General features: G+C 70.4%; 18 protein-coding genes. 5 read left to right on the forward strand and 13 right to left on the reverse strand.

The features are described 5' to 3' along the window. Nucleotides 1–20: 20 nt before the first annotated feature. From solA to ACPEEZ_RS13705, 4 genes are all read right to left on the reverse strand, one after another. On the reverse strand, nucleotides 21–1,217 hold the full coding sequence (gene solA / locus ACPEEZ_RS13690; protein WP_423920148.1) for an N-methyl-L-tryptophan oxidase: 1,197 nt from the start codon (nucleotides 1,215–1,217) through the stop codon (nucleotides 21–23). Between the two features lie 79 nt (nucleotides 1,218–1,296). Further along, complete coding sequence (locus tag ACPEEZ_RS13695) at nucleotides 1,297–2,049, reverse strand: amino acid ABC transporter ATP-binding protein (protein ID WP_423924283.1); 753 nt, start codon at nucleotides 2,047–2,049, stop codon at nucleotides 1,297–1,299. Nucleotides 2,050–2,096: 47 nt separating this feature from the next. Then, nucleotides 2,097–3,092 carry an amino acid ABC transporter permease gene (locus ACPEEZ_RS13700; protein WP_423920151.1) on the reverse strand — a complete coding sequence of 332 codons (996 nt, stop codon included), beginning with the start codon at nucleotides 3,090–3,092 and terminating at the stop codon, nucleotides 2,097–2,099. Then, entirely contained in the window at nucleotides 3,079–4,029 is a 951-nt protein-coding gene (locus tag ACPEEZ_RS13705) for an ABC transporter substrate-binding protein (protein WP_423920154.1), read from the reverse strand. The genes ACPEEZ_RS13700 and ACPEEZ_RS13705 overlap by 14 nt, the downstream gene beginning before the upstream one ends. Before the next feature lie 173 nt (nucleotides 4,030–4,202). On the opposite strand from ACPEEZ_RS13705, the gene ACPEEZ_RS13710 reads away from it, so the two are divergent. Continuing rightward, a complete protein-coding gene (locus tag ACPEEZ_RS13710) occupies nucleotides 4,203–5,675 on the forward strand; it encodes a hypothetical protein (protein WP_423920157.1) in 1,473 nt (490 codons plus the stop codon). An 18-nt stretch (nucleotides 5,676–5,693) separates the two neighbouring features. Here ACPEEZ_RS13710 and ACPEEZ_RS13715 read toward each other — a convergent pair whose 3' ends face one another. Then, a complete protein-coding gene (locus ACPEEZ_RS13715) occupies nucleotides 5,694–6,374 on the reverse strand; it encodes a TetR/AcrR family transcriptional regulator (protein WP_423920159.1) in 681 nt (226 codons plus the stop codon). A 105-nt stretch (nucleotides 6,375–6,479) separates the two neighbouring features. Between ACPEEZ_RS13715 and ACPEEZ_RS13720 the strand changes: the two genes are divergently transcribed. Then, nucleotides 6,480–7,640, forward strand: a complete 1,161-nt coding sequence (locus tag ACPEEZ_RS13720) for an FAD-dependent monooxygenase (RefSeq protein ID WP_423920162.1) — start codon at nucleotides 6,480–6,482, stop codon at nucleotides 7,638–7,640. A 50-nt stretch (nucleotides 7,641–7,690) separates the two neighbouring features. Here the strand turns inward: ACPEEZ_RS13720 and ACPEEZ_RS13725 are convergent, their stop codons facing one another. From ACPEEZ_RS13725 to ACPEEZ_RS13745, 5 genes are all read right to left on the reverse strand, one after another. Further along, complete coding sequence (locus tag ACPEEZ_RS13725; RefSeq protein WP_423920164.1) at nucleotides 7,691–8,977, reverse strand: adenylosuccinate synthase; 1,287 nt, start codon at nucleotides 8,975–8,977, stop codon at nucleotides 7,691–7,693. A gap of 159 nt (nucleotides 8,978–9,136) precedes the next feature. Then, nucleotides 9,137–10,663 (reverse strand): mannitol dehydrogenase family protein, encoded by a 1,527-nt coding sequence (locus tag ACPEEZ_RS13730; protein ID WP_423920167.1) that lies wholly within the window; start codon nucleotides 10,661–10,663, stop codon nucleotides 9,137–9,139. A gap of 46 nt (nucleotides 10,664–10,709) precedes the next feature. Continuing rightward, nucleotides 10,710–11,660 (reverse strand): carbohydrate ABC transporter permease, encoded by a 951-nt coding sequence (locus ACPEEZ_RS13735; RefSeq protein ID WP_423920170.1) that lies wholly within the window; start codon nucleotides 11,658–11,660, stop codon nucleotides 10,710–10,712. Further along, nucleotides 11,657–12,634, reverse strand: a complete 978-nt coding sequence (locus ACPEEZ_RS13740) for a carbohydrate ABC transporter permease (RefSeq protein WP_423920173.1) — start codon at nucleotides 12,632–12,634, stop codon at nucleotides 11,657–11,659. Before ACPEEZ_RS13740 ends, ACPEEZ_RS13735 begins: the two co-directional genes overlap by 4 nt. Nucleotides 12,635–12,636: 2 nt before the next feature. Next, nucleotides 12,637–13,965, reverse strand: a complete 1,329-nt coding sequence (locus ACPEEZ_RS13745) for an ABC transporter substrate-binding protein (protein WP_423924285.1) — start codon at nucleotides 13,963–13,965, stop codon at nucleotides 12,637–12,639. 218 nt (nucleotides 13,966–14,183) lie between these two features. On the opposite strand from ACPEEZ_RS13745, the gene ACPEEZ_RS13750 reads away from it, so the two are divergent. The 3 genes from ACPEEZ_RS13750 (at nucleotide 14,184) to ACPEEZ_RS13760 (ending at nucleotide 17,562) form a co-directional block, all read left to right on the forward strand. Further along, on the forward strand, nucleotides 14,184–15,161 hold the full coding sequence (locus ACPEEZ_RS13750; RefSeq protein WP_423920176.1) for a sugar-binding transcriptional regulator: 978 nt from the start codon (nucleotides 14,184–14,186) through the stop codon (nucleotides 15,159–15,161). Then, nucleotides 15,162–16,682 carry a xylulokinase gene (locus ACPEEZ_RS13755; RefSeq protein ID WP_423920178.1) on the forward strand — a complete coding sequence of 507 codons (1,521 nt, stop codon included), beginning with the start codon at nucleotides 15,162–15,164 and terminating at the stop codon, nucleotides 16,680–16,682. A 166-nt stretch (nucleotides 16,683–16,848) separates the two neighbouring features. Continuing rightward, nucleotides 16,849–17,562, forward strand: a complete 714-nt coding sequence (locus tag ACPEEZ_RS13760; RefSeq protein WP_423920181.1) for a metal-dependent transcriptional regulator — start codon at nucleotides 16,849–16,851, stop codon at nucleotides 17,560–17,562. 291 nt (nucleotides 17,563–17,853) lie between these two features. Here ACPEEZ_RS13760 and ACPEEZ_RS13765 read toward each other — a convergent pair whose 3' ends face one another. The 3 genes from ACPEEZ_RS13765 to yicI form a co-directional block, all read right to left on the reverse strand. Then, nucleotides 17,854–19,167, reverse strand: coding sequence for a sodium:proton exchanger (locus ACPEEZ_RS13765; protein ID WP_423920184.1), 1,314 nt, complete (start codon nucleotides 19,165–19,167; stop codon nucleotides 17,854–17,856). A 369-nt stretch (nucleotides 19,168–19,536) separates the two neighbouring features. Continuing rightward, nucleotides 19,537–20,817, reverse strand: a complete 1,281-nt coding sequence (locus tag ACPEEZ_RS13770) for an ROK family transcriptional regulator (RefSeq protein WP_423920187.1) — start codon at nucleotides 20,815–20,817, stop codon at nucleotides 19,537–19,539. A 103-nt stretch (nucleotides 20,818–20,920) separates the two neighbouring features. Continuing rightward, nucleotides 20,921–23,248: an alpha-xylosidase gene (yicI, locus tag ACPEEZ_RS13775; RefSeq protein ID WP_423920190.1), complete on the reverse strand. Its 2,328-nt coding sequence runs from the start codon at nucleotides 23,246–23,248 to the stop codon at nucleotides 20,921–20,923. Between the last annotated feature and the right edge of the window lie 27 nt (nucleotides 23,249–23,275).

The following is a 23,275-nucleotide window of genomic DNA, read 5'->3' on the forward strand; positions in this document are numbered from 1 at the left end:
GCGGACACTCACGAACCGCATCAGTTCACCACCGGGAGGCCGGCGGCGGAACCCGACGCGGCGTTCGTCCCCGCGGGGCCGATCCCGACGCTCGCCGGGATGCGCGGGGCGATGCCGAACGCCGAGATGTCGTCCGTCGTCTCGCCGTCGACAGCCAGTTCGGCGAGCACACGTCCGATCGCCGGCGTGAACTTGAAGGCGTGGCCGGCGCCGAGGGCCACGATGACATCGGGGTGCTGCTCGAGGGGACTGATGATGAAGCGGCGATCGGGCGTGAGCGCGTATTGGCAGGTGACCGTGCGCAGGACGTCGCCGCTGCCGGGGATCGTCGCGCCCATGAAGCCCGTGAGCTCGGCGAGCAGTAGGTCCGACGGCACGAAGGTGCGCTCGTCGGGCGTCATGAGGTTCTCGGACATGTCCCGAGCCGCCTTCACGGTGGGCTCCCCGAACGTGGGGAAGCCGTAGAAGCACTGTTCGTCCTCCCAGATCCACACGGGGAAGACCTCCCGGTCGAAGGCGTCGACGTCCGACGGCTTGAAGTAGGTGACCTGCTCCTGCATGGTGACGAGCGGGATGGCCGCGCCGAGGGGTTCGAGGAGGCGGTTGGTCCACGCGTCCGCCGCGACCACGACCTTGCGGGCGAGCACGTCGCCGGAGGCGGTCGTCACGACGACGCCGTCCGGTCTCGGTACGAGACTCTCGACCGGGGTGCGGTCGCGGAGCACGGCACCGTGGGCCCGCGCCTGCATCTGGAACGCGGAGACGGAGCGCGACGCGTGCACGATGCCCGAGTCGGGCGTCCAGATGGCCCGGACATCGGCGGGCAACGTGAACTGCGGCCAGCGGTCGTGCACCTCGACGTTCGTGAGCTGCTCGAAGGGGACGCCCGCCTCCGTGAGGCTCGTGACGAACGAGTCGATCTCGTAGGGGCCGTCGTCGGGGAAGAACACGAGCCCGCCCGTGATCGTCGTGAAGCGCTCCCCGGCGACCTCCTCGAATTCGGCCCAGTCGCGATACGCCGACTGGGCGAGGCGCACGTAGTCGGTGACGCCGTACGACGTCCGGATGATGCGCGAGGTGTCGTGCGAGGCGCCGCGGACGTGGCCCAGCTCGTACTGCTCGAACGCGACGACGCTGACGCCCTTGCGGGCCAGATGGTAGGCGGCGGCGCTGCCGAGCGCGCCCAGGCCGACGACCGCTACGTCGAATGTCTCCATGTGGTGGACCAGCTCTCTCTGTTCGTGGTTCGTTTTTCGTGTGTTCGGCGGCACGCCGACTCGTCGGGGGACGGCCCGCTCAGAGCACCTTCGCGAGGAAGGCGCGCGTGCGCTCGTGCCGTGGCGCGCCGAGGACTTCCGCCGACGGGCCGCTCTCGACGACGACGCCCCCGTCCATGAAGGTGACCGTGTCGGCGACCTCGCGCGCGAAGCCGATCTCGTGGGTGACGACGACCATCGTCATGCCATCGGCGGCGAGCCCGCGCATCACGTCGAGCACCTCGCCGACGAGCTCGGGGTCGAGCGCCGAGGTGGGCTCGTCGAACAGCATCAATCGCGGCCGCATCGCCAGGGCGCGGGCGATGGCCACGCGCTGCTGTTGACCGCCGGACAGCTGACGTGGGTAGGCACCCTCTTTGTCGGCCAGCCCGACGCGGTCGAGCAGCTCGCGGGCACGCTGCCGGGCCGGGCCGGTCTTCTCACCCCGTACACGGATCGGCGCCTCGACCAGGTTCTCGAGCACCGTCATGTGCGGGAACAGGTTGAATTGCTGGAACACCATGCCGATCTCGCTGCGTCGGCGAGCGATCTCGGAATCGCGCAATTCGTGCAGACGATCACCCTGCCGGCGATAGCCGACCAGCTCACCGCCGACGCTGATCGTGCCGCCGTCGATCTTCTCGAGGTGGTTGATGCAGCGCAGGAACGTGCTCTTGCCGGAACCCGAGGGGCCGAGCAGGCACGTCACCTCTCCCTGGCGGACCGTCATGTCGATGCCCCGCACCACGTGGTTGGCGCCGTAGTGCTTGTGCACGCCTCGCGCCTCCACCATCGCCGGCTGCTCCGTGGTGGTGGTGCGGGGCACCGGTGTCGTCGTGGTCATGATCGCGAACCCTTCGTCGGCGTCGGCGCCGCGGTCGCGGCGACTCGGGTGCGGGCGTCATGACGGGGCACGACCCCCCGGGCGATGGCGGCCCAGACACCGCGCTGCGGACCCCTCGTGTCACCGCGGCCGAAGTGCCGTTCGAGCTGCACCTGCCCGAGGCTGAGCACGGTGGTGATCAGGAGGTACCAGAGACTGACCGTGATGAGGAGGGGGATGACCTGGTACGTGCGGGAGTAGATCGCCTGGGCCTGCCAGAGGAGCTCGGGGATCGCGATGACGCTGACGATCGACGTCGTCTTGAGCATCGAGATCGTCTCGTTGCCGGTCGGGGGAATGATGACCCGCATCGCCTGGGGCAGCACGATACGGCGGAACGTCAGCGACTTGCGCATGCCGAGCGCGTTGGCCGCGTCGGTCTGTCCGCGGTCGACCGACTGCAGGCCGGCCCGCACGATCTCCGACATGTACGCGCCCTCGTTCAGACCGAGACCGAGAACGGCGGCCATGAACGGCGTGATCAGGACGTTCGTGCTCTCGCTCCAGAGGGTGGGACCGAACGGGACGCCGAGGGCGACCACCGGGTAGAGCGCCGCGAGGTTGAACCAGAAGATGAGTTGCACGAGCAGCGGGGTGCCCCGGAAGAACGCGACGTACCCGGTGGCCGCCGTCGACACGACGGGGTTGTCCGACTCACGGAAGACGGCCATGACGACGCCGATCACGACGCCGATGACCATCGCGATCACCGTCAGCCACACGGTCGTGACGAGACCGTCGAGCAGCTGTGCGTTGAGGAAGTAGCCGAAGACGAGACCCCACTGGTAGCGCGGGTTCGTGACGAGCGAGACGGCGATCGCCACGACCACCAGCAGCACGAGGGCGGTGACGACCCACTGCCCCCAGCGCCGCACCGGGACGATGCGGGCCGGGACCTCGGAGGCCGTGTCGTGCCGGTCGGACGTCACGGGTCCGGTGTCAAGCCTTGTCATCGGTGAACACCTCGGACTCGTCGATGGCGCCGCTCGTGACGCCCCACTTCTCGAGGATCTCGCCGTACGTGCCGTCGGCGATGAGCACGTTCACGGCCGCCGAGACGGCGGCCTCGAGCTCGTCCGACCCCTGCGGGAAGGCGAATCCCCAGGTGCTGGGGTCGTAGGTCTCCTGCAGGACCTCCAACGTGCCTCCGGATCGGTCCGCCACGTACGACAGGGGGCCGTAGTCGGACATGCTCGCGTCGGCGCGACCCGAGGTGAGGGCGAGCGTCGCATCGGGCTGGGTCGGGAACACCGAGATCTCGATCGGGTCCTCGCCGGCGTCGACACAGGCCTGATCGAACACCGGCAGGTAGTTGTCGTTGTAGACCGTGCCCTGCTGGACGGCGATGCGGCGGCCGCACATCGAGTCGAGGTCGATCTTCAGCGGATTGCCGGTCGGCACGATGAGCGACGTGCCGCCGGCGAAGTAGCTGACGAAGTCGACGGCGGCGAGGCGTTCGTCGGTGATGCTCATGGCGGCGTTCGCCATGTCGACGCGACCCGACTGGAGCGACGGGATGATGGCGTCGAAGCCGATCGCCTGATACTCGATCTCGACGCCGAGCACGTCACCGACGGCACGGAGCAGCTCGACGTCGTTGCCGACGAGCGTCTTGCCGTCGTCGGCGAGCAGGAAGTGCGGTGAGTAGCCGGGACCGCCGGTCGACACGATCGTGCCCGCATCGGCGATGTCGGAGGGTAGGAGGTCGGCGGCGGCCTGGTCGAACGTCCCGGCGATCGAGTCGGTGCCGATGGTCTCGGCCGAGGTCGGGTCGGCGGCGGCATCGGATCCGGTCGTGCCGGACGCACAGCCGGCGAGGAGGCCGACGGCGCCGAGCCCTGCGGCGAGGGCGATGGCGAGGCGTCGAGCAGGGGCGGTGGGGATGTTCATCGGGATGACTCCTCAAAGGCGTGAGATGGCAGGGCGTAGGGGTGGGGCGCTGTCTCTCCCCGCGTCCGGATGGCCCGGTGGCGAGGTGCGGCAACTATGGCGGGCACGTGTTTACCTGCTGTTACACTCCGCATCATGCGCAATTCGGACGGGTATGCTTTGCGACTGACGCGATGACCGAACGCGTCGTCCTGGGCATCCGAGCGGTCCGATTCGTCGCTGAGCGGGTCGATCCGACCGCGCCGATGAAGACGGGTGAGATCGCGTCCGCCCTTCGCCTGTCGCTGAGCAGCAGCTCGCGCTTGTGCACGGAACTCGTGGCTGTCGGGCTGCTCGAGCGGGGGCGGGACTACGGCAGCTATCGCCTCGGCCGACGGGCCATCCGCCTGTCGGGACGTGCGGCCGCACCGTCCGCCCGGGCAGTTCGCTATGCGTTGACGGTGGCAGCCCAGGTCACCGGGGAGACGGCGTGCATCGCAGCCCGCTCCGGCGACGACGTGCGCGTCGTCGGCTCCGTCGGCTCCGAGTGGACACTGCATGCCAGCGCTGACGTGGGCGAGCTCGTCGACCCCGCCAGCGCGGTCGCGGTCGCCGCGGGCGGGCCCGGCGCCCGGAGTGGTCATCCCGGATCAGACGGCTCCCGTCCTAGCGCCGACAGGCTCGTCCAATCGGTGGTGGGGCGGACCTTGGAAGTCGCGTCGCCCGTCTTGAACGACGCGGGCGAGCACGTCGCCGCCGTGTCGATCCGCCTGCCGATCAACAGGGCGGCCCGCGGTGTCCCTCGAGCACGGCGAGCCGTCGAGGTCGCCCGACGCAATATCGAGCCCTTGCTGTCGGCCCATTCGGCCCCTCGGCTCACGCCGATGTCGGCCGAAACGTCGACGCCGGCGGACACGTCGGCCGTCGGGTCGGCGCGGGTCGGCGACGCGGCCCCCTCGGCCCTCGAAGCGGCTGCGCTCCTCCTCGAACACCTCGCCGAGGGCGCGGACACGGTAGCGGGATCGGCCCGTGCCGTTCGGCTGCGCCCCGATCGCGCCCAGCGCATCCTCGAATCATGTCGTTTCGCCGGTGTGGTGACCGCCGACCCGGGCGACCCCCGGCAGCATCTGCGCTGGGGGGTGCACGCGTGGCATCGAGCGGCGACGGCACCCGTCCTCGTCGACGGTGGCCGTCAGCTCGTGGCGGATGCGGCGCGTCGCTCGGGCACCTATGGCTTCATCACCGTGCTGCGGGGCATTCGCAGCTTCACGATCGTCGAAGAACTCGGAAGCACCGACGGAGGCCTGGTGATGCTCCCGTGGCGTGGCCGACCGCACCCCGTCATCGGGTCCGACGGTGGGCCCACCCTCGTCATGGAATTCTCCCCGTCCGATCTGAGCCCGTTGTTGAGCCGCCGACACACCCCCCTCGAGCTCGCCGAACTCTACGACCGGATGCGTCAGGTCGAGAGGGACGGCGTGCTCACGATCCAGGGAATCGCCGAGTCGGGGCTCGTGTCGACCTCGGCGCCCATCCGCGACGCGAGCGGCGCGGTGGCCGGGGCGGCCTGTCTCACGGGGACGGTGGGCTCGACGCGGGAGCAGGCCGACAACGTCGAGCACGCGGCCCGAGAACTGGCGGCGTCGATCTCCGCACTTCTTCAGTGAGCCCGGCGCGTCGGGCGGTCACGGGGCGACCTCGGCGGCTCTCGCCTCGGCGGCTCTCGCCTCGGCGGCTCTCGCCTTGGCGGCACGGAAGTTCGCCGCGGCATCGGCGAGGGCGACGTCGGCGTCTCGGTGGAGTGCTTCGGTCACCGAGTCGAGATCGCTTCCCGACAGGATCGCCGCTCCGACCCGATCGGTGATCGCCTGGAGCACGGTGACGAGCGCGCTCGCGTGAGCGCGGACGACGAGCGGATTGAGCTCGGGGTCGGTGTCGCGGATCACCTCCGCCAGCGCCTCGGCCTGCTCGTCGCGGAAGTGCAACGCGTACCGACGCAGCACCTCGCTCTCGACGGATTGGGCGGGGTACTCGCCTCGGGCGAGCAGCGGGTCCTCGGTGACGAAATGGTCGATGTCGCCGTGCACCACGAGCCGCAGCGCGTCGGCGGGCGTCGCTAGCGGGCCCCGGTCGGCGACCGCGCGGCGGGCACTCTCGAGCATCTCGTCGGCGAGGTCGAGGACGAGATCCGGCTTCGTCGGGAAGTGGTTGTACACGGTCTGCTCGGCGACGCCCGCGGCGACGGCGACGGCGACCATCGAGACGGCGTCGTAGCCCTGCTCCGCGAAGAGCCGGGCCGCGGCGTTCGCTATCCGCTCGCGGATCTCGCGCTTCTTGCGCTCTCGGCGCCCCATCGTCTCGGTCACGACGCCCATCCTGTCATATTCGTTGGGGTTACCCCACGTTCGTGCTAGCCTCCGATTCGTGGGGTTACCCCACGAATAACGAAACGACATCGAGAGAGGCACACCATGGACACCACGACAGCGCGCGGAGCGAGACGAGTCCTGATCTCGGGCGCGAGTTTCGCCGGATTGACGACGGCCATCTGGATGCAGCGCCTGGGGTACCAGGTCATGATCGTCGAGAGGGCCACGGGTCTCCGCACGGGCGGCACACCGGTCGATCTCAAGAGCGACACCCTGGCGATCGTCGGCCGACTCGGCCTCCTGCAGGCCGTCCGAGACAGGGTGCTCCCCGCCCGCAGGACGGCCTTCGCCCATGCCGACGGCACGACCATCGCGACGATGGAACCCGAGCCCACGGCCGAGACGATCACGATCGACGAGTACGAGGCCCACCGCCACGACGACGTCGAGATCCATCGCGACGACCTCCTGGCCATCCTCTACGCCGAGGTCCGGGACACCGCCGAGATCGTCTTCGGCGACTCCATCACCGCGCTGACCGACACCGCCGACGGGGTCCGTGCCGAGTTCCGGGTCGGGGCCGCCCGCGAGTTCGCGATGGTGCTCGGCTGCGACGGCAACCATTCCGGCGTGCGCCGCCTCCGCTTCGGCCCGGAAGCGGAACACAGCCACTTCCTGCACCACTACACGTCGGTCACGGTCGTCGACGGCGCGCTCATCACCCCCTGGACGTCACGCATCCAGAACACTCCCGGCAGGACGCTGCTGCTGAACTCCTACGACGCGACGACCGACATCGCCCTCGTCTTCCACTCCGACCACGAAATCGCCTACGACTACCACGACGTCGACGCGCAGAAGCAGCTCATCCGGCAGCACTTCGCCGACGCCGGCGAACCGTTCTCCGCGGAGATCATCGAGAAGGCACTCACGGCCGGCAACTTCTACTTCGACAAGCTCAGTCAGAACCGGCTGCCGCGCTGGTCGTCGGGCCGGGTCGCGCTCGTCGGCGATGCCGCGTACTGCCCGTCACCGGCGGCCGGCATGGGCGGTTCCGTCGCGATCCTGGGAGCGACCGCGCTGCACGACGCCTTCGTCACGACCGGGGGCGACATCGAGGCCGCGTTCGCCGAATACGAGCGGAGCTTCCGGCCGACGGCCGAGACGATCCAGACGGAGACCGAGACGTTCGCCCTGCCGTTGATCTTCCCCGACACCGCCGAGGCGATCGAGGCGCGCAACGCGCAGCTGATCGCTCTGTGACGCCGGAGGCCCGGTGCCGGCACGCGAGGCGGGTGCCGGCCCGCCTCGCGTCAGCCGAGCAGGTCGTGCCGCACGACGATGGCGTCGCGGCCGGGGCCGACGCCGATCGCCGAGATGCGGGCGCCGCTCATCGCCTCGACGGCGAGGACGTAGTCCTGCGCGGCCTTCGGCAGGTCCGAGAACTCGCGGGCACCGGTGATGTCCTCGGACCAGCCGGGGAACTCCTCGTAGATCGGGGTCGCGTGGTGGAAGTCGCTCTGCGAGACGGGCACCTCGTCGTGGCGGACACCGTCGACGTCGTACGCGACGCAGACGGGGATGGTCTCGAGACCGGTGAGCACGTCGAGCTTCGTCAGCACGAAGTCGGTCACGCCGTTGATGCGGGCCGAGTAGCGCGCGATCGGGGCGTCGTACCAGCCACAGCGGCGCGGGCGGCCGGTCGTGGTGCCGAACTCGAACCCGTTGGCACGGAGGAACTCGCCCGACGCGTCGAACAGCTCGGTCGGGAACGGCCCCGCCCCGACCCGCGTCGTGTACGCCTTGACGATGCCGATGACGCGCTCGATGCGACCCGGCCCGATGCCCGAGCCGGTCGACGCACCACCCGCGGTCGCCGACGACGACGTGACGAACGGGTACGTGCCGTGGTCGACGTCGAGCATGGTGGCCTGGCCGGCCTCGAACAGCACCGTCTTGTCGTCCTCGAGCGCCTGGTAGATCTCGAGCGCGGTGTCGGCCACCATCGGCTTCAGCCGCTCGGCGTACGACAGCAGCGATTCGACGACCTCGTCGACCTCGATGGCACGCCGGTTGTAGATCTTGACCAGCAGGTGGTTCTTCTGGTCGAGGGCCGCCTCGACCTTCTGCCGCAGGATGTTCTCGTCGAAGATGTCCTGGATGCGGATGCCGACGCGGTTGATCTTGTCGGCGTACGTCGGGCCGATGCCGCGACCGGTCGTGCCGATCTGGCGCTTGCCGAGGAATCGCTCGGTCACCTTGTCGAGCGTGCGGTGGTAGTGCGTGATGACGTGCGCGTTGGCGCTGACCTTGAGTCGCGAGACGTCGACGCCGCGCGCGATCAGCGCGTCCAGCTCGTCGAACAGCACCTCGATGTCGACGACGACGCCGTTGCCGATGACGGGGGTGACGCCGGGCGACAGGATGCCGGACGGCAGCAGGTGCAGCGCGTACTTCTGGTCGCCGATCACGACGGTGTGACCCGCGTTGTTTCCGCCGTTGAACTTCACGACGTAGTCGATGCGGCTGCCGAGCAGGTCGGTCGCCTTGCCCTTGCCTTCGTCGCCCCACTGGGCACCGATGATGACTACTGCGGGCATGGTGGTCTCCTCGCGATCGGGGAACGCACCCGGACACAGGTGCACCTAAGTCTACAGACCGGGTCGGTCACGTGACCGGGCGGCCGGTTGGCGCCGCGAGCGCAGGAGGCACGGTACCGGTCTCGCGGACCGGCACCGTGCCTCCTCGGGTCGCGTCGGCTACGCCAGCCGCTGCACCGTGACGTGCGCTCCGTGCTCGTGCAGCGAGTCGAGCGCGGCCAGGTACGCCTCGACGAAGCGCGGGTCGTCGACGAGGTCGCCGAAGAGCTCGCGGTCCTCGATGAAGGCGGTCGGGTGCTCGTGCTGCGTGCGCGCGGTGGCGGTCACACGGTCGGCGACGCGGTCGACGACGGTGATCTCGGCGCCTTCCTCGTCGACGCCCTCGGCATAGCGGGCCCAGCTCGCCACGATCGCGGCCGACCGGGTGATCTCGCCGCCCGACGCGAGGTTCTCGCGGACGACGGGCAGCAGCCACTTCGGGATGCGGTCGCTCGACTCGGCGCAGAGCCGCGCCAGGGTGTCGCGCACCTCGGGGTTCTGGAACCGCTCGATCAGCGTCGCCTTGTAGTCGTCGAGGTCGATGCCGGGCACGGGGGCGAGCGTCGGGGTCGCCTCGAGGTCCATGTACTTGCGCAAGAAGGACGCGATCGCCGGGTCGCCCGTCGCCTCGTGGGCGTAGCGGTACCCCGACAGGTAGCCGAAGTAGCAGAGCCCCTGGTGGCTCGCGTTGAGCAGGCGGAGTTTCATGAACTCGTACGGCTCGACGTCGTCGACCATCTGCACGTCGGCGTCCTCGTACGGCGGGCGGCCGAGCGGGAAATCGTCCTCGAGCACCCACTGGAAGAACGGCTCGGCCACGACCGGCCACGCGTCGGCGATGCCCAGCCGGTCGCGCACCTCGGCCCGGTCGTCGTCGCTCGTGACCGGTGTGATGCGGTCCACCATGCTGTTCGGGAAGGCGACGGTCTCGCGCATCCACGTCGCGAACGACGGGTCGATGAGCTCGGCGTACGCGCTGAACATCTTCTTCGCCACGTGGCCGTTGCCCGGGATGTTGTCGCACGACATCACGGTGAACGGCTCGATGCCGCGCTCGCGTCGGCGCTGCAGGGCCGCCGTCACGAGTCCGAAGGTCGTGTGCGGCAGGTCACCGGCGGCCACCGCGGCGAGGTCGGCCTGCACGGCGGGGTTCGACTCGTCGAATTCCCCCGTGACGTGATGGAAGTTGTAGCCACCCTCGGTGACGGTGAGCGAGACGATCTTCGTGGCCGGTGACGCCATCCGCTCGATCACCCCGTCGGGGTCGTCGACCGCGAGCAGGTAGTCCACGATGCTGCCGATGACCCGCGCCTCCCGCGTTCCGTCGGCGTGCTTCAGCACGAGCGTGTAGAGCCCGCCCTGGGCGTCCATCACCTCCTTCATCTTGCGGTCCTGCTCGAGCACGCCGACCCCGCAGATCGCGAAGTCGAGCGCCCTGCCCTCGGCGAAGAGGCGGTCCATGACCATCGCCTGGTGCGCGCGGTGGAACCCGCCGACGCCGAAGTGCACGATGCCGGCGGTGAGCGTGGAGCGGTCGTACGAGGGGACGGTGACCCCGGCCGCGGCGAGCGCGTCGAGGGAGTCGGGCGAGAGGGCGATCGGTGCGGCGGCGGGCGCCTCGGTGCGGGGTGCTTCGGTGTCGGTCATGAGTTCTCCGTTGAACAGGTCGAGATGAGAGAGGAGGAGGCGCGATCTACTTCACGGCGCCGAGCGAGAGTCCCTGGACGAGCTTGTCCTGGGCGGCGAACCCGGCCACGAGCACCGGGAACGACACGGCGACGGCCGCGGCGCACACCTTGGCCAGGAAGAGCCCCTGGCTGGTGACGAACCCGGTCAGGAAGACGGGCGCCGTGATCGCCTGCGTGCCGGTGAGCACACTCGCGAAGAGCAGTTCGTTCCAGCTGAAGATGAAGCAGATCAGCGCGGTGGCGGCGAGGCCGGGGCCGGAGATCGGCACGATCACGCGACGGAAGATCGACAGCAGGTTCGCGCCGTCGAGCGCCGCGGCCTCGAGGATCTCGACCGGGATCTCGCTCAGGAACGACCTCAGCATCCACACCGCGATCGGCAGGTTCATCGACGTGTAGAGCACGATCAGCAGCCCGACGCTGTCGAGCGCTCCGACCTGCTTGGCGATCAGGTAGATCGGCAACAGGCCGGCGACCATCGGCAGCATCTTGGTCGACAGGAAGAAGAACATCACGTCGGACCACTTCTTCACCGGCCGGATGCTCAGGGCGTACGCGGCGGGCAACGCCAGGCACAGCACGAGCAGGGTCGAGACGATGCTCGCCGACGCGCTGTTGATCAGCGGCGGCCACGGGCTCGCACCCGAGTTGGCGCCGAAGAAGTTGGCGTAGCCGTCGAGGGTCAGCGGCGCGAACACCGACGGCGGGTTGGTGGCCGCCGACGTCTCGCTGTGCAGGCTGGTCAGCACCATCCAGGCGACGGGGGCGAAGAACAGCAGCCCCACCACCCAGGCGACGAGGCCGAGCAGGGCACCGCGTGCCCGCCCGCCGCCGGTGCGGCCGGCCGAGACCCCCGGTGCCGAGGAGGCGCGGGTCGGCCGGGTGCGTCGCCGTCCGTCCCCGGTCGTGGTCGCGCCGCCCGGGGTGCGGGGCGCGGTGGTCGTGGGAGCCGTCATCGGTTCTCCTCCTTGAGCAGGCTCGAGACGCTGCGCAGGGCGAACGTCGCGATGGCGATGGTGCCGATGACGACGACCACACCGGCGGCGGAGGCCGCCCCGTAGTCGTGCGCCTGGAAGAACTGCTGGTAGATCGTGTACGGCAGGTTGGCCGTGCCGAGACCGCCCGACGTGATCGTGAAGACCGCGTCGAAGTTCTGCACGATGTAGATCGAGCCGAGCAGGGCGGCGAGCTCGAGGTAGCGACGCATGTGCGGCAGGGTCATGAAGCGGAACACCTGCCATGTGCTCGCGCCGTCGACCCGGGCCGCCTCGATGACGTCGAGCGGGCGGCTCTGCAGGCCCGCCAGCAGGATCAGCATCATGAACGGCGTCCACTGCCAGATGAGCGCCGCCTCGACGGCCATCAGCGGGTTGTCGGTGATCCAGTCCGGCTGGGGCGCGTCGGCGCCGAACAGCCCGAAGAACCAGGTGAGCGCGCCGTTGAAGAGGCCGTACTCGGGGTTGAACAGCGCGTGCTTCCAGACGAGCGCCGCCGCGACGGGCACGACCAGGAACGGCGCGATCATGATGGTGCGGACGATGCCGCGCCCCACGAACTGCCGGTCGAGCAGCAGCGCGACGACGAGTCCGAGCACGAGGCTGACGAGCACGACGACGACGGTCAGGACGATCGTCGTGAGCACCGACATGCGCATGTTGGCGTCGGTGAAGACGTTGACGTAGTTCGAGAAGCCGCCGAAGGCGACGTCGTTCGGGTAGAGCGAGTTCCAGCTGATGAACGAGACGATGATCGTGATGACGAACGGCACCTGGGTGACGGCGATCACGAAGATCAGGGCGGGCAGCAGGGGCGCCCGGCGGGCCCACGCCCCGGCCCGGGCCAGGGCTGCCGCATCCTTGCGAGGAGTGCGGAAGCCCGGGGCCGCGGGCCGGGGCTCGTGCGGAGCCGGCGCTTCGACGGTTGCGGTCATGACTACTTCTGGTACTTCTGGCTGACCTTCTCGGCCAGTCCTTGACCCTTGCTCAGCGCCTCCTGGACGCTCTGCTTGCCGGCGATCGCCGCGCTCACGTCCTGGGAGACCTGCGTCGCCATGTCGGCGAACTCGGGGACGGCGACGAACTGGATGCCCGGGGCCGGTCGGGGCTGGAGACCCGGGTTGTCGGGGTCGACACTCGAGATCGCCTGCTCGGTCTGCGCGTAGAACGGAGCAGCCGCCTTCTGGTAGTCGGCGTTCTGGTACGTGCTGGAGCGCTTGCCGGCGGGCACGCTCGACCAGCCGATCTTGTCGGCGACGAGCTCCTCGTACTCCTTGCTCGAAGCCCACTCGACGAACTTCGCGGCCGCGTCCTGGTTCTTGCCGGCCTTCTGGATGCCCCAGGCCCACGTGTACAGCCAGCCCGAGCTGTCGGTCTTGACGACCGGAGCCGCGACGTAGCCGATGTCGCCCTTGACGGGCGAGTCGTCGGCCTCAAGGCTGCCGGCGGCGCTCGTGGCGTCGTACCACATGGCCACCTTGCCCTGCTGCAGGTTGTTCAGGCACTCGGTGAAGCCGGCCTGCGGGGCACCGGACTCGCCGTGGTCCTGGACGAGCTTCACGTAGAAGTCGACCGCCTCGGTGAACTCGGGGCTGTCCACCTCGGCGTCCCAGTTCTTGTCGAACCAGGTGCCGCCGAACGTGTTGACGAGGGTCGTCAGCGGGGCGAAGATCTGGCCCCAGCCCGGCTGGCCGCGCAGGCAGATGCCCTTCATGCCCGGCTCGGCACCGTCGACCTGGGCGGCGAGGTCGGCGACCTGCTGCCAGGTCGGCTTGTCGGGCATGGTCAGGCCCTTGGCCGCGAACACGTCCTTGCGGTACATCAAGAAGGACGACTCACCGTAGAACGGCTCGGCGTAGAGCTTGCCGTCCTCGCCGGTCAGAGCCTTCGTCATCGGCGCGAGGATGTCACTCTGGTCGAAGTCACTCGACTTCGCGACGGTGTCGTCGAGGCTGGTCAGCCAGCCGTTCTTGGCGTAGCTCGGCACCTCGTAGTTGCTGAGGCTGGCGACGTCGTACTGACCGGCCTGGCTCGAGAACTCCTGGCTGATCTTGGCGCGGACGTCGTTCTCGGGCAGCACGGTGTAGTTCACCTTGATGCCGGTGTCCTTGGTGAACGAGTCGGCGGTCAGCTTCTGCAGATCGACCATCTGCGGGTTGTTGACCATCAGGACGTTGACCTCGTCGGAGCCGCCGGCGGACGAGCCGCCGCCTCCTGCTCCGCCACAGGCGCTGAGGCCGAGGGCGGCGACGACGCCCACCGACATCGCGATCGTGAGCTTTCGTGCTCGGTTGACTGATCTCACGGGACCTCCATTGGTCGTGAACGGTGCAGTAATCGGGTGCGACGGGAATCCGAGGAGGTGCGGGTTGCGTAGCTCATATGAGCAGGCCTACTCAGATGAGAGGAGTCTGCCAGCACATCCACAGATGTGCAACCCATCTCAGATGAGCCATGATGAGGCGACCACGAGAAAGCGACAGCATGGATCGACGACCCTCCCCGCCCGACCGCGAGCGCTGGATCCTGCTCGCCGACCTGGCCCGCGCCTACTACCTCGACGACCTGTCGAAGGTGGAGATCGCCACCCGGTTCGACCTGAGCCGGTTCCAGGTCGCGAAGATGCTGCGGCAGGCGCGCGATCAGGGCGTCGTCGCGATCGAGATCCGCGACCCGCGCCGACCGTCGCGGGACGACGACCTCGCCGAGGCACTCGGTGTCGACCGCGTGCAGGTCGTCGACGTGGCCGAGCCCGGGGGCGGCGCCGGGGGCGCGGATCGCGACGCGACCGAACGCGTCGGCACCGCCGTGATGGGCGCGCTGCGTCAGACGCTCCGTCGCGGCATGACCGTCGGCATCTCGTGGTCGCGCACCATGGACCTCGCCGCCAAGTTCCTACCCGACCTGCCGACCTGCACCCTCGTCCAGCTCGCCGGGGCCCTGCAGGTGCCGGGCTCGGGCACGCTGCCGCAGGTCATCTCGAACCTCGGCGCCTCCCCCGAGATCACGACGCTGCCGATCCACGCGCCCCTCGTCGTCGACAAGGCGTCGACCGCCCGCGACCTGATGGGCCAGCCCGAGATCGCCGAGGCGCTGCACCGGGCCGACACCCTCGACCTGGCCGTCGTCGCGATCGGCGCCTGGCGACGCGGGGAGTCGAGCGTCTGGGAGAAGGTCTCCGACGCCGATCGCGAGGCCGCCGACAGCGCCGGTGCCGTGGGCGAGATCTCGGGTCGGCTGTTCGACGCCGAGGGCCGCGCCGTCAGCACGCCCCTCGACGAACGCCTGATCGGCGTGCGCTTCGACCAGCTCGCGCGCACCCCGCAGGTCATCGCCGTGGCGCACGGGGCCGGTCGCGCCCCCGCCGTCCTGGCCGCCTGCCGCGCCGGGTTCATCACGCACCTGATCGTGGACAGTACGCTGTCGGAGGCGCTCGCCGTTCTACTCGAAGAGGAGTCGTAAGTGACGATTGACCCGAAGCCCACCCGCACTCTCGTCGCCGGAGTCGACTCCTCGACCCAGAGCTGCAAGGTCGTCGTGCGCGACGCCGACACCGGCGAGCTCGTCCGACAGGGGACGGCCAAGCACCCCGACGGCACCGAGGTCGCCCCCTCGGCCTGGTGGGACGCACTCGTCGAGGCGATCACGGCCGCCGGAGGGCTCGACGACGTCTCCGCCATCTCGGTCGCCGCGCAACAGCACGGACTCGTCGCGCTCGACGCCGACGGGGAGGTCGTCCGCGACGCCCTGCTCTGGAACGACACCCGCAGCGCCGACGCCGCCCGCGCCCTCGTCTCCGAGATCGGCGCAGCCGAGTACGCCCGCCGCACGGGTTCCGTGCCCGTCGCCTCGTTCACGGCGACCAAGCTGCGCTGGCTGCGCGACGCCGAGCCCGAGAACGCGGCCCGCGTCGCGGCCGTCGCGCTGCCGCACGACTGGCTGACCTGGCGCCTCCTCGGGTTCGGGCCCCGCGCCTCCTCGGCTCTCGGCCCCGACCTGGACGCCCTCGTCACCGACCGCAGCGACGCGAGCGGCACGTCGTACTGGAGCCCGCTCGACGGCACGTACGATCTCGAGCTGTTCGAGCTCGCGCTCGGGCGACCGGGGCGCGAGGCGGCCGGGGCTGGAGCTGGGGCCGGTGCTGGTTCTGGTGCCGGGTCGGGCGCGGTCGTGCTGCCACGGGTCGTCGGAGCCGCGGAGGCGGCGGGCACGACCGTCGCGCACGCTCCCGTCCCCGAGGGGCTCGTCGTCGGTGCCGGGGCGGGCGACAACGCCGGTGCCGCTCTCGGGCTCGACGCCACGATCGGCGACGTCGTCATCAGCATCGGCACGAGCGGCACCGCGTTCGCCGTGACCGACGCACCCACGTTCGACGAGGGCGGCACCGTCGCGGGGTTCGCGGACGCGGCCGGCGGGTTCCTGCCGCTCATCGCGACGCTCAACGCCGCACGGGTGCTGTCGTCCGTCGGGGCCCTGCTCGGCGTCGACCACGACGAGTTCGCGCGGCTCGCGCTGGCCGCCGAGCCGGGGTCGGCCGGGCTCGTGCTCGTGCCGTACTTCGCCGGGGAGCGCACTCCGAACCTGCCCGACGCGACCGCGACGCTGGCGGGGCTCACGCTCGGATCGACGACCCGCGAGAACCTCGCACGCGCCGCCGTCGAAGGCATGCTGTCGGCCCTCGCCGACGGGGCGGCCGCCGTGATCGGCCAGGGCGTCGAGGCCCGACGGGTCGTACTGATCGGTGGTGCGGCGCTCAACCCGGCCGTCCAGGCGGTCGCCGCGCAGGTGTTCGACGTGCCGGTCGTCGTGCCGTCGCCCGGCGAGTACGTCGCCGACGGAGCCGCCCGCCAGGCCGCCTGGGCCCTGTCGGGGACGCGACCCTCGTGGGCGTTGTCGACCAGCGCCTCCTTCGACTCGGATCTGCAGCCGGCGATCGGCGAGCGCTACCGCGAGGCGCAGGCGCTCGGCTCGCTGCCGCGGTAGCGCGGCGGGCCGGGGCGTCTCCGGGCCGCGAGCCGGGGCGTCCTCGCAATGTGCGACTCTTTCGCAATTCGCGACCGTGTGGGTGGGCCGAACGGCGGCGTGTCGCGCAGAACGGTCGCACATTGCGACGATGAGGCCGCGAGCGGGGCCGATCTAGAATCGACGCATGCCCGAGACCCGTACGACCATGGCCGAGGACTACCTCAAGGTCATCTGGAAGGCCGACGAATGGGCCGTCGACGGCGAACCCGGCGGCATCACGACGAACGAGATCGCGGCGACGCTCGGGGTCGGCGCCTCGACCGTGTCGGGCAACCTGCGCAAGCTCGAACGTGACGGCTACATCGACTACGAGCCGTACCGCCGCATCGCCCTGAGCGAGCGCGGGCGGCAGATCGCGGTCGGCATGGTCCGGAGGCACCGCCTGATCGAGACGTACCTCGTCGAACGACTCGGCTACTCGTGGGACGAGGTCCACGAGGAAGCCGAGGTCCTCGAGCACGCCGTCAGCGATCGGCTGCTCGACCGCTTCGACGACGAGCTCGGGCACCCCACGGCCGACCCGCACGGCGACCCGATCCCGGCCCGCGACGGCACCGTCGTCCGCCCGGTCGCGCATCGACTCGGCGAGTTCACGGCCGGGGAGTGCGGGTTCGTGGTCCGCGTCTCCGACGACGAGCCGGAGCTGCTGCGCTACCTCGCCTCACTCGACCTGAAGGTCGGAGCGCACGTCCGGGTGGAGGCACGGCGCGATTACGCCGGATCGCTCTCGGTCGTCCGCACGGACGCCCACGACACCCCGCTCGACACGATCGAGCTGGCGGGCACCGCGGCCGCCGCCGTCTGGGCGAGCTCGGAGCCGCACGCGCACACGGCGTGACGCCCGCCCGCCCGCGCACCCGCGCCTCCTGAACGAAGTGACCCGTCGGGTCGATGTTCGGGCTGAACATCGACCGTTAGCGACACTTCGTCGAGGACCCTCTGAACGAAGTGACCCGTCGGGTCGATGTTCGGGCTGAACATCGACCGTTAGCGACACTTCGTTGAGGACCCTCTGAACGAAGTGACCCATCGGGCTGATGTTCGGGACAGACATCAGCCCATAGCGACACTTCGATCGGAGAAGAGGAGACGGCAGCGGAGCGGGCCGGCGGCGCGGGACGGCGGCGCGCTAGCGGCGCAGGGCCGGGTCGGCAGTCGCCACAGCAGCGGGCGCGTCGGCCGGGTCGGCAGCCGCCGCGAACGCCGACGGGCGTCGGAACGGCGCGGCGAGCGTCGGCAGGATGTGCCGGCGGTGCACGACGAGCGCCGCGATCGCGATGGCGATCTGGATCGCGCTGAGCACGTACCGCCCGGTCGTGTCGGTCACGACGAACTGCACCGCGAAGATCGCGACGAGCGCGATGGCCGACCACCGGTGGAACCTCAGCGCCACGATGATCGCGACTCCCATGACGGTCTGCGACGCCGTGAGGACGAACTCCTCGACCTGGCGTGCGTCGAGGGGCAGCGCCGATCCGCCGCCGCCGACCGCGTGGGCGATCGGCAGCGATCCGACGAGCAGGCTCCACTGGTTGATCTTTGAGGCGATCAGGGTGCCGATCGCGGCCGCGCCGAGCCCGCGCAGCGCGAACAGCACGGCGACGATGAACTCCGGCGCCTCGGAGGCGAGCGGCGCCAGCCACTGCACCAGGAAGTAGCTGTCGAGCCCCAGCGCGGTGCCCGAGTCGACGAGGGCGGTCGCGAACGGCTCGGCGGCGCTCAGGATGATCGCGGCGCTGACCACGAACATCGCGATGACCGTGATGCGGCGCTGCGTCTGCGGCATGTGGGCGATGTGCGCGGCGGTGCCGACGAACTCCTCCTCGCCGTCGTCGTCGTGCACCTGGCCGGCGCGCCAGAGGTACGCGACGAACACGAGGATCAGCAGCGCACCGAACCAGATCGGGATCGAGCCCATCAGCGGGATCGCGAACGCGACGATCGCGAGGAGGGCCAAGAAGCCGATGTCGAGACGCGAGTCACGCGGCAACTGCAGGAACGTGGGCAGACGCGACGGGCTCGCGGAGCCGGCCCGCGCCTCCTTCGCCTTCTCGCGCGCGACGCGGCGCACGACGGAGATGCCGACGAACACGACCAGCGGCCAACCGAAGCCGAGCAGCAGACGGTTCGAGCCGGTCATGTTGGCCGCGGCGAAGGGCAGGTACGACTCGTCGTAGCCCGACCGGAACGCGTAGTAGAGGTCGACGGCGTACTCGGGCAGCACCGCGATGAGGGCGAGGATCGCGATCGCGAGGGCTCCGGAGATGTCCTTCTGGGCGGCCTCGGCGGCCCACGCGAGCAGGAACGACGCCGCGACGACGGCAGCGCCGAAGACGACCAGGTCGAGCACGGGGTTCGGCGTAAAGCCCGTGATGCGGAAGACGATCGCGGGTGACGCGATCGCCAGGCAGAGGATGATGCGGCGCAGCAGAGGGCCGGGCACGGTGACTCCTTCGGTCGGTCGCGACCGAGCGACCGCCGGAGGGCAGGGGGATGCTTCGGCCGCAGAGAGGGCCGAAGGTCTCGCTCGCCTGCCCGGTGCACGATGTGCGGTGGACGGGTGGCACGCCGGGCCGATCATCGTGATGGCCAGTATGTCGACGTACGCGCTTCGTGTGCCGCCGGGCCTGCCCGCCGGCACACGATGGGAGCTACTCCCCTTCGTTGCCTCCACCCTGACACGGCGTCGGCGGCATTTCCATGCCAGCGCATGTATTCGGGATGCCGAATCGGTGCCCGCCGCGAGGCGAAGACTGCCGCGGGTGGCGCCGAACCCGCGCAGGGGGCGAGGAGGCGCGGCGCCGGGCCCCGGCTACGCCCCGCGAACCGCAGACGCCGGGTCGGCGAGCAACGCCTCGAACGCGCGCTCGGCGGCGCCGATCATGAGGCGGTCTCGACCGAGGGCGGCCCGGACGATCCGGACGTCGTCGCGCGACCCCGGCAGAGCCTGCGCCGTGACACCCGCGACGAGACGCTCGGGCGCGGCGCCGAACAGCGACCCGAGGAACCCGCCGAGCACGATCAGCTCGGGGTCGAACGTGTTCACCACGTTGCGCAGGGCGATCGCCAGCTGATCGACCTGTCGCGCGACCTCGACGGCGACCGGAGACCCGAGGGGCGCCGCGACCAGCGCGGCGTCGAGTTCGTCGGCCTGCCAGCGGGCGAGCCCCGTCACGGCGAGCAGTTCGGCCTGGCCGACCTCCGTCTCGAGGCAGCCGGTCGCGCCGCAGTGACAGCGCACCCCGGACGAGTTGACGAGCGTGTGCCCGATCTCGCCGGCGTACCCGCCCCGGCCGCTGAACGGCCGACCGTCGATCAGGACTCCCCCGCCGACACCGCTCGCGCCACCGTTCAGGTACACGAGGTCGTCAACGCCGCGCCCGGCACCGAACCGCGCCTCGGCGAGCGCTCCGAGCGATGCGTCGTTCTGGGCGCGCGTGGGTAGTCCGGTGACATCGGCCAGTTGGCGGGCGAACGGCTCGTCGACCCAGCCGAGATGCGGTGCGAGCCGCACGAGCCCCTCGTCGGCCCGGACCAGCCCCGGCACGGCGACCCCCACCCCGACGACGAAGCCGGTCGGATCGAGTCCGGCACGCAGCTCCGCGACCACCTCGGCGGCGAGCGCCGCGGCCTCGAGCGCGGTCGGCACACCGTCCGTCTCGCGGCGGACGCGCTGCCGGACGACGCCGTCCAGTCCGACGACCCCGACGGTGACGGAGTCGATCTCGGGGTTGACGGCGAACGCGACGACACGGGAGGCGGGCGCCACGATGGGGCTGGGGCGTCCGACGCGGTTCAGCCCCTCCGGCTCGGTCTCGGTGACGAGTCCGAGCTCGACGAGTTCGCCGACGAGTGCCGCGATGGTCGAGCGGTTCAGCCCGGTCGCCTGGGTCAGCCCCGAGCGCGACCGCGCTCCCTCGGTGTGCACGATGCCGAGCACCGTCGCGAGGTTCGACTGGCGCACCCGGTCGAGGCGGGCACCGCGGTCGGGCCCGGCGGCGCGGCCCGGCACGAGCGTGCGATCGGCGGCCGAGCCCGACGGCACGTCGAAGGTCGGCGTCACCCGTTCACCGGGGCGTTGCTCACCTGTCACCACGGCCTCCTCGGTCGAGGCTACAGCCGCCGACCCGGCCGGGCGGCGAGGGCCCGACCGGGTCGGCCAGGCAGCCCCCGCCAGACCGGGCGGGCCGACCCCGTCAGACCTCGACGACCGAGACCGAGGAGGCGGTGGGCGCGACCGACACCGTGCCTCCTGATCGCGTGACCACGAACGTCTCCGACGCGCCGTCGGGCGTCGTGACGGTGACCGGGCGGTCGCCGTCGGGCCCGGGGTAGACGCGGAGCGTGAGGCCGTCGAGGTAGTCGTGGTCGGGCCGGTCGTCGCGGCCGCCGACGGGGATGACGGCGCCCTCTCGCACGTAGAGCGGCAGCGTCAGCATGCCGTGCGTCTCGGTGCGCCAGAGCCCGCTCGCCCCGGCATCGACGGTCTCGCCGCTGAACCAGTCGGTCCAGCGGCCCGCGGGCAGGTAGACGTCGACACGACCGTCGGCCGAGAACACGGGCGCCACGAGCAGATCGTCGCCGAGCAGGTACTGCGTGTCGACGTACGCCGCGGTGCGGTCGCCGGGGAAGGCGAGGGCCATCGGCCGCATGACGGGGAGCCCGGTCGCCGACGCCGTCAGCCCCGCTTGGTACAGGTACGGCATCAGCGACAGCTTGAGCTTCGTGAACGTGCGCGTGACCTCGACGGCCTCCTCGTCGAACGCCCACGGCACCCGGTACGAGCTGCTGCCGTGGAACCGGCTGTGGCTCGACAGCAGACCGAAGGCGGTCCAGCGTTTGTAGACGTCGGCGTCGGGGGTGCCCTCGAACCCGCCGATGTCATGGCTCCAGAACGAGAAGCCGCTCATCGCGAGCGAGAGACCGCCGCGCAGCGTCTCGGCCATCGACTCGAACGTCGACGTCGAGTCGCCACCCCAGTGCACGGGCAGGGCCTGGCCGCCGGTGGTCGCCGAGCGGGCGAAGACGACGGCGTCGCCGACACCGCGCTCCTCTTCAAGCACCTCGAAGACGGCCTCGTTGTAGAGCTGCGTGTAGTAGTTGTGCATCCGCTCGGGGTCGGAGCCGTCGTGCCAGACCACGTCGAGCGGGATGCGCTCGCCGAAGTCCGTCTTGAACGCGTCGACGCCCTGCCGCTGGAGACCGCGCAGCTTGTCCTGGTACCACCGCGTCGCGTCGGGGTTCGTGAAGTCCACGAGCCCCATGCCCGCCTGCCAGAGGTCCCACTGCCAGATCGTGCCGTCGGGGTTCCGGACCAGGTACCCGGCGTCGGCCGCCTCGCGGAAGAGCTTCGAGCGCTGGCCGATGTAGGGGTTGATCCAGACGCAGATCCGCAGATCGCGCTCGTGCAGGCGCGCCAGCATGCCCTCGGGGTCGGGGAACACGCGCGGGTCCCACTCGAAGTCGCACCACGTGAACTCGCGCATCCAGAAGCAGTCGAAGTGGAAGACGCTCACCGGCATGTCACGGCGGGCCATCTCGTCGACGAAGCTCGCGACGGTCGCCTCGTCGTAGTCCGTCGTGAACGACGTCGACAGCCAGAGACCGTACGACCAGGCGGGCACGTGGGCGGGGCGCCCGGTCAACCGCGTGTAGCGGTCGAGCACGTCCGCCGGCGTCGGTCCGGCGATCACGTAGTAGGTCAGCGACTCGCCCGCGACCGAGAACTGCACGCGCTCGACGGCCTCCGACCCGATCTCGTACGACACGTGGCCGGGGTGGTCGACGAGCACGCCGTAGCCGCGGTTCGTCAGGTAGAACGGGACGTTCTTGTAGGCCTGCTCGCTCGAGGTGCCGCCGTCGGCGTTCCAGACATCGACCGTCTGCCCGTTCTTGACCAGCGGGCCGAAGCGCTCGCCGAGACCGTAGACGAGCTCGCCGACCCCGAGTGCGAGCTGCTGCGAGACGTAGTGCGGTGCCACGTGACGGGCGGTTCCGCCGCGGGCGTTGCCGATGGGCGCCCCGTCGAGCTGCGCGTCCGGCGTGACCGAGTGGTAGCCGACCGACTTGCGGCCACTCGAGGTGAGCACCCGCCCCTCGCTCTCGAACGTGAGGTCGAAGGGCGCACCCGCGGTGATGCGGGCCGTGAGCGGACCCGAGGTCAGGGTCGCGCCTCCTCGGTCGTCGACGGTGCCGGGCTGGGCCGGGGCCGGCACGAGCCCGGTCAGGTCGATCTCGCCCACCCCCGCTTTACCGCCCTCGGCCCCGACCAGGTCGAAGCCGATCTCGTCACGGCCACCGGCGAAGTGCGTGACCTCGACGCCGATCACGCCCTCCATCGGCGACGAGAGGGTCACCGTGAGCGTCGGACGGTTGAGCACGTCGCCGCGCTTGGCGATGACGGTGGTGGGGGCGGTGACGACGAGCGAGCGGGCGTCCGTGCCCGCGTCGACGTCGTACGCCTCGGCGGCATAGAGGCTGGTCACACCCGGGCGGGTCTGCCAGAAGCCGTCGGTGAACTTCATGTGGTGGTGCCTTTCGGTGCGGGAGCG

The organism is Frigoribacterium sp. 2-23 (assembly GCF_049601585.1).
In the GTDB taxonomy this organism is placed as follows: Bacteria; Actinomycetota; Actinomycetes; order Actinomycetales; family Microbacteriaceae; genus Frigoribacterium.

What these genes read in the sequence shown, in the direction of transcription:
- ACPEEZ_RS13695 (WP_423924283.1), bottom strand. Translation starts at nt 2,049, where the DNA reads ATGGTGGAGGCGCGAGGCGTGCACAAGCACTACGGCGCCAACCACGTG.
- ACPEEZ_RS13745 (WP_423924285.1), bottom strand. Translation starts at nt 13,965, where the DNA reads ATGTCGGTGGGCGTCGTCGCCGCCCTCGGCCTCAGCGCCTGTGGCGGA.
- ACPEEZ_RS13720 (WP_423920162.1), top strand. Translation starts at nt 6,480, where the DNA reads ATGGACACCACGACAGCGCGCGGAGCGAGACGAGTCCTGATCTCGGGC.
- ACPEEZ_RS13710 (WP_423920157.1), top strand. Translation starts at nt 4,203, where the DNA reads ATGACCGAACGCGTCGTCCTGGGCATCCGAGCGGTCCGATTCGTCGCT.
- ACPEEZ_RS13705 (WP_423920154.1), bottom strand. Translation starts at nt 4,029, where the DNA reads ATGAACATCCCCACCGCCCCTGCTCGACGCCTCGCCATCGCCCTCGCC.
- ACPEEZ_RS13725 (WP_423920164.1), bottom strand. Translation starts at nt 8,977, where the DNA reads ATGCCCGCAGTAGTCATCATCGGTGCCCAGTGGGGCGACGAAGGCAAG.
- ACPEEZ_RS13750 (WP_423920176.1), top strand. Translation starts at nt 14,184, where the DNA reads ATGGATCGACGACCCTCCCCGCCCGACCGCGAGCGCTGGATCCTGCTC.
- yicI (WP_423920190.1), bottom strand. Translation starts at nt 23,248, where the DNA reads ATGAAGTTCACCGACGGCTTCTGGCAGACCCGCCCGGGTGTGACCAGC.
- ACPEEZ_RS13735 (WP_423920170.1), bottom strand. Translation starts at nt 11,660, where the DNA reads ATGACGGCTCCCACGACCACCGCGCCCCGCACCCCGGGCGGCGCGACC.
- ACPEEZ_RS13730 (WP_423920167.1), bottom strand. Translation starts at nt 10,663, where the DNA reads ATGACCGACACCGAAGCACCCCGCACCGAGGCGCCCGCCGCCGCACCG.
- ACPEEZ_RS13700 (WP_423920151.1), bottom strand. Translation starts at nt 3,092, where the DNA reads ATGACAAGGCTTGACACCGGACCCGTGACGTCCGACCGGCACGACACG.
- ACPEEZ_RS13740 (WP_423920173.1), bottom strand. Translation starts at nt 12,634, where the DNA reads ATGACCGCAACCGTCGAAGCGCCGGCTCCGCACGAGCCCCGGCCCGCG.
- ACPEEZ_RS13760 (WP_423920181.1), top strand. Translation starts at nt 16,849, where the DNA reads ATGCCCGAGACCCGTACGACCATGGCCGAGGACTACCTCAAGGTCATC.
- solA (WP_423920148.1), bottom strand. Translation starts at nt 1,217, where the DNA reads ATGGAGACATTCGACGTAGCGGTCGTCGGCCTGGGCGCGCTCGGCAGC.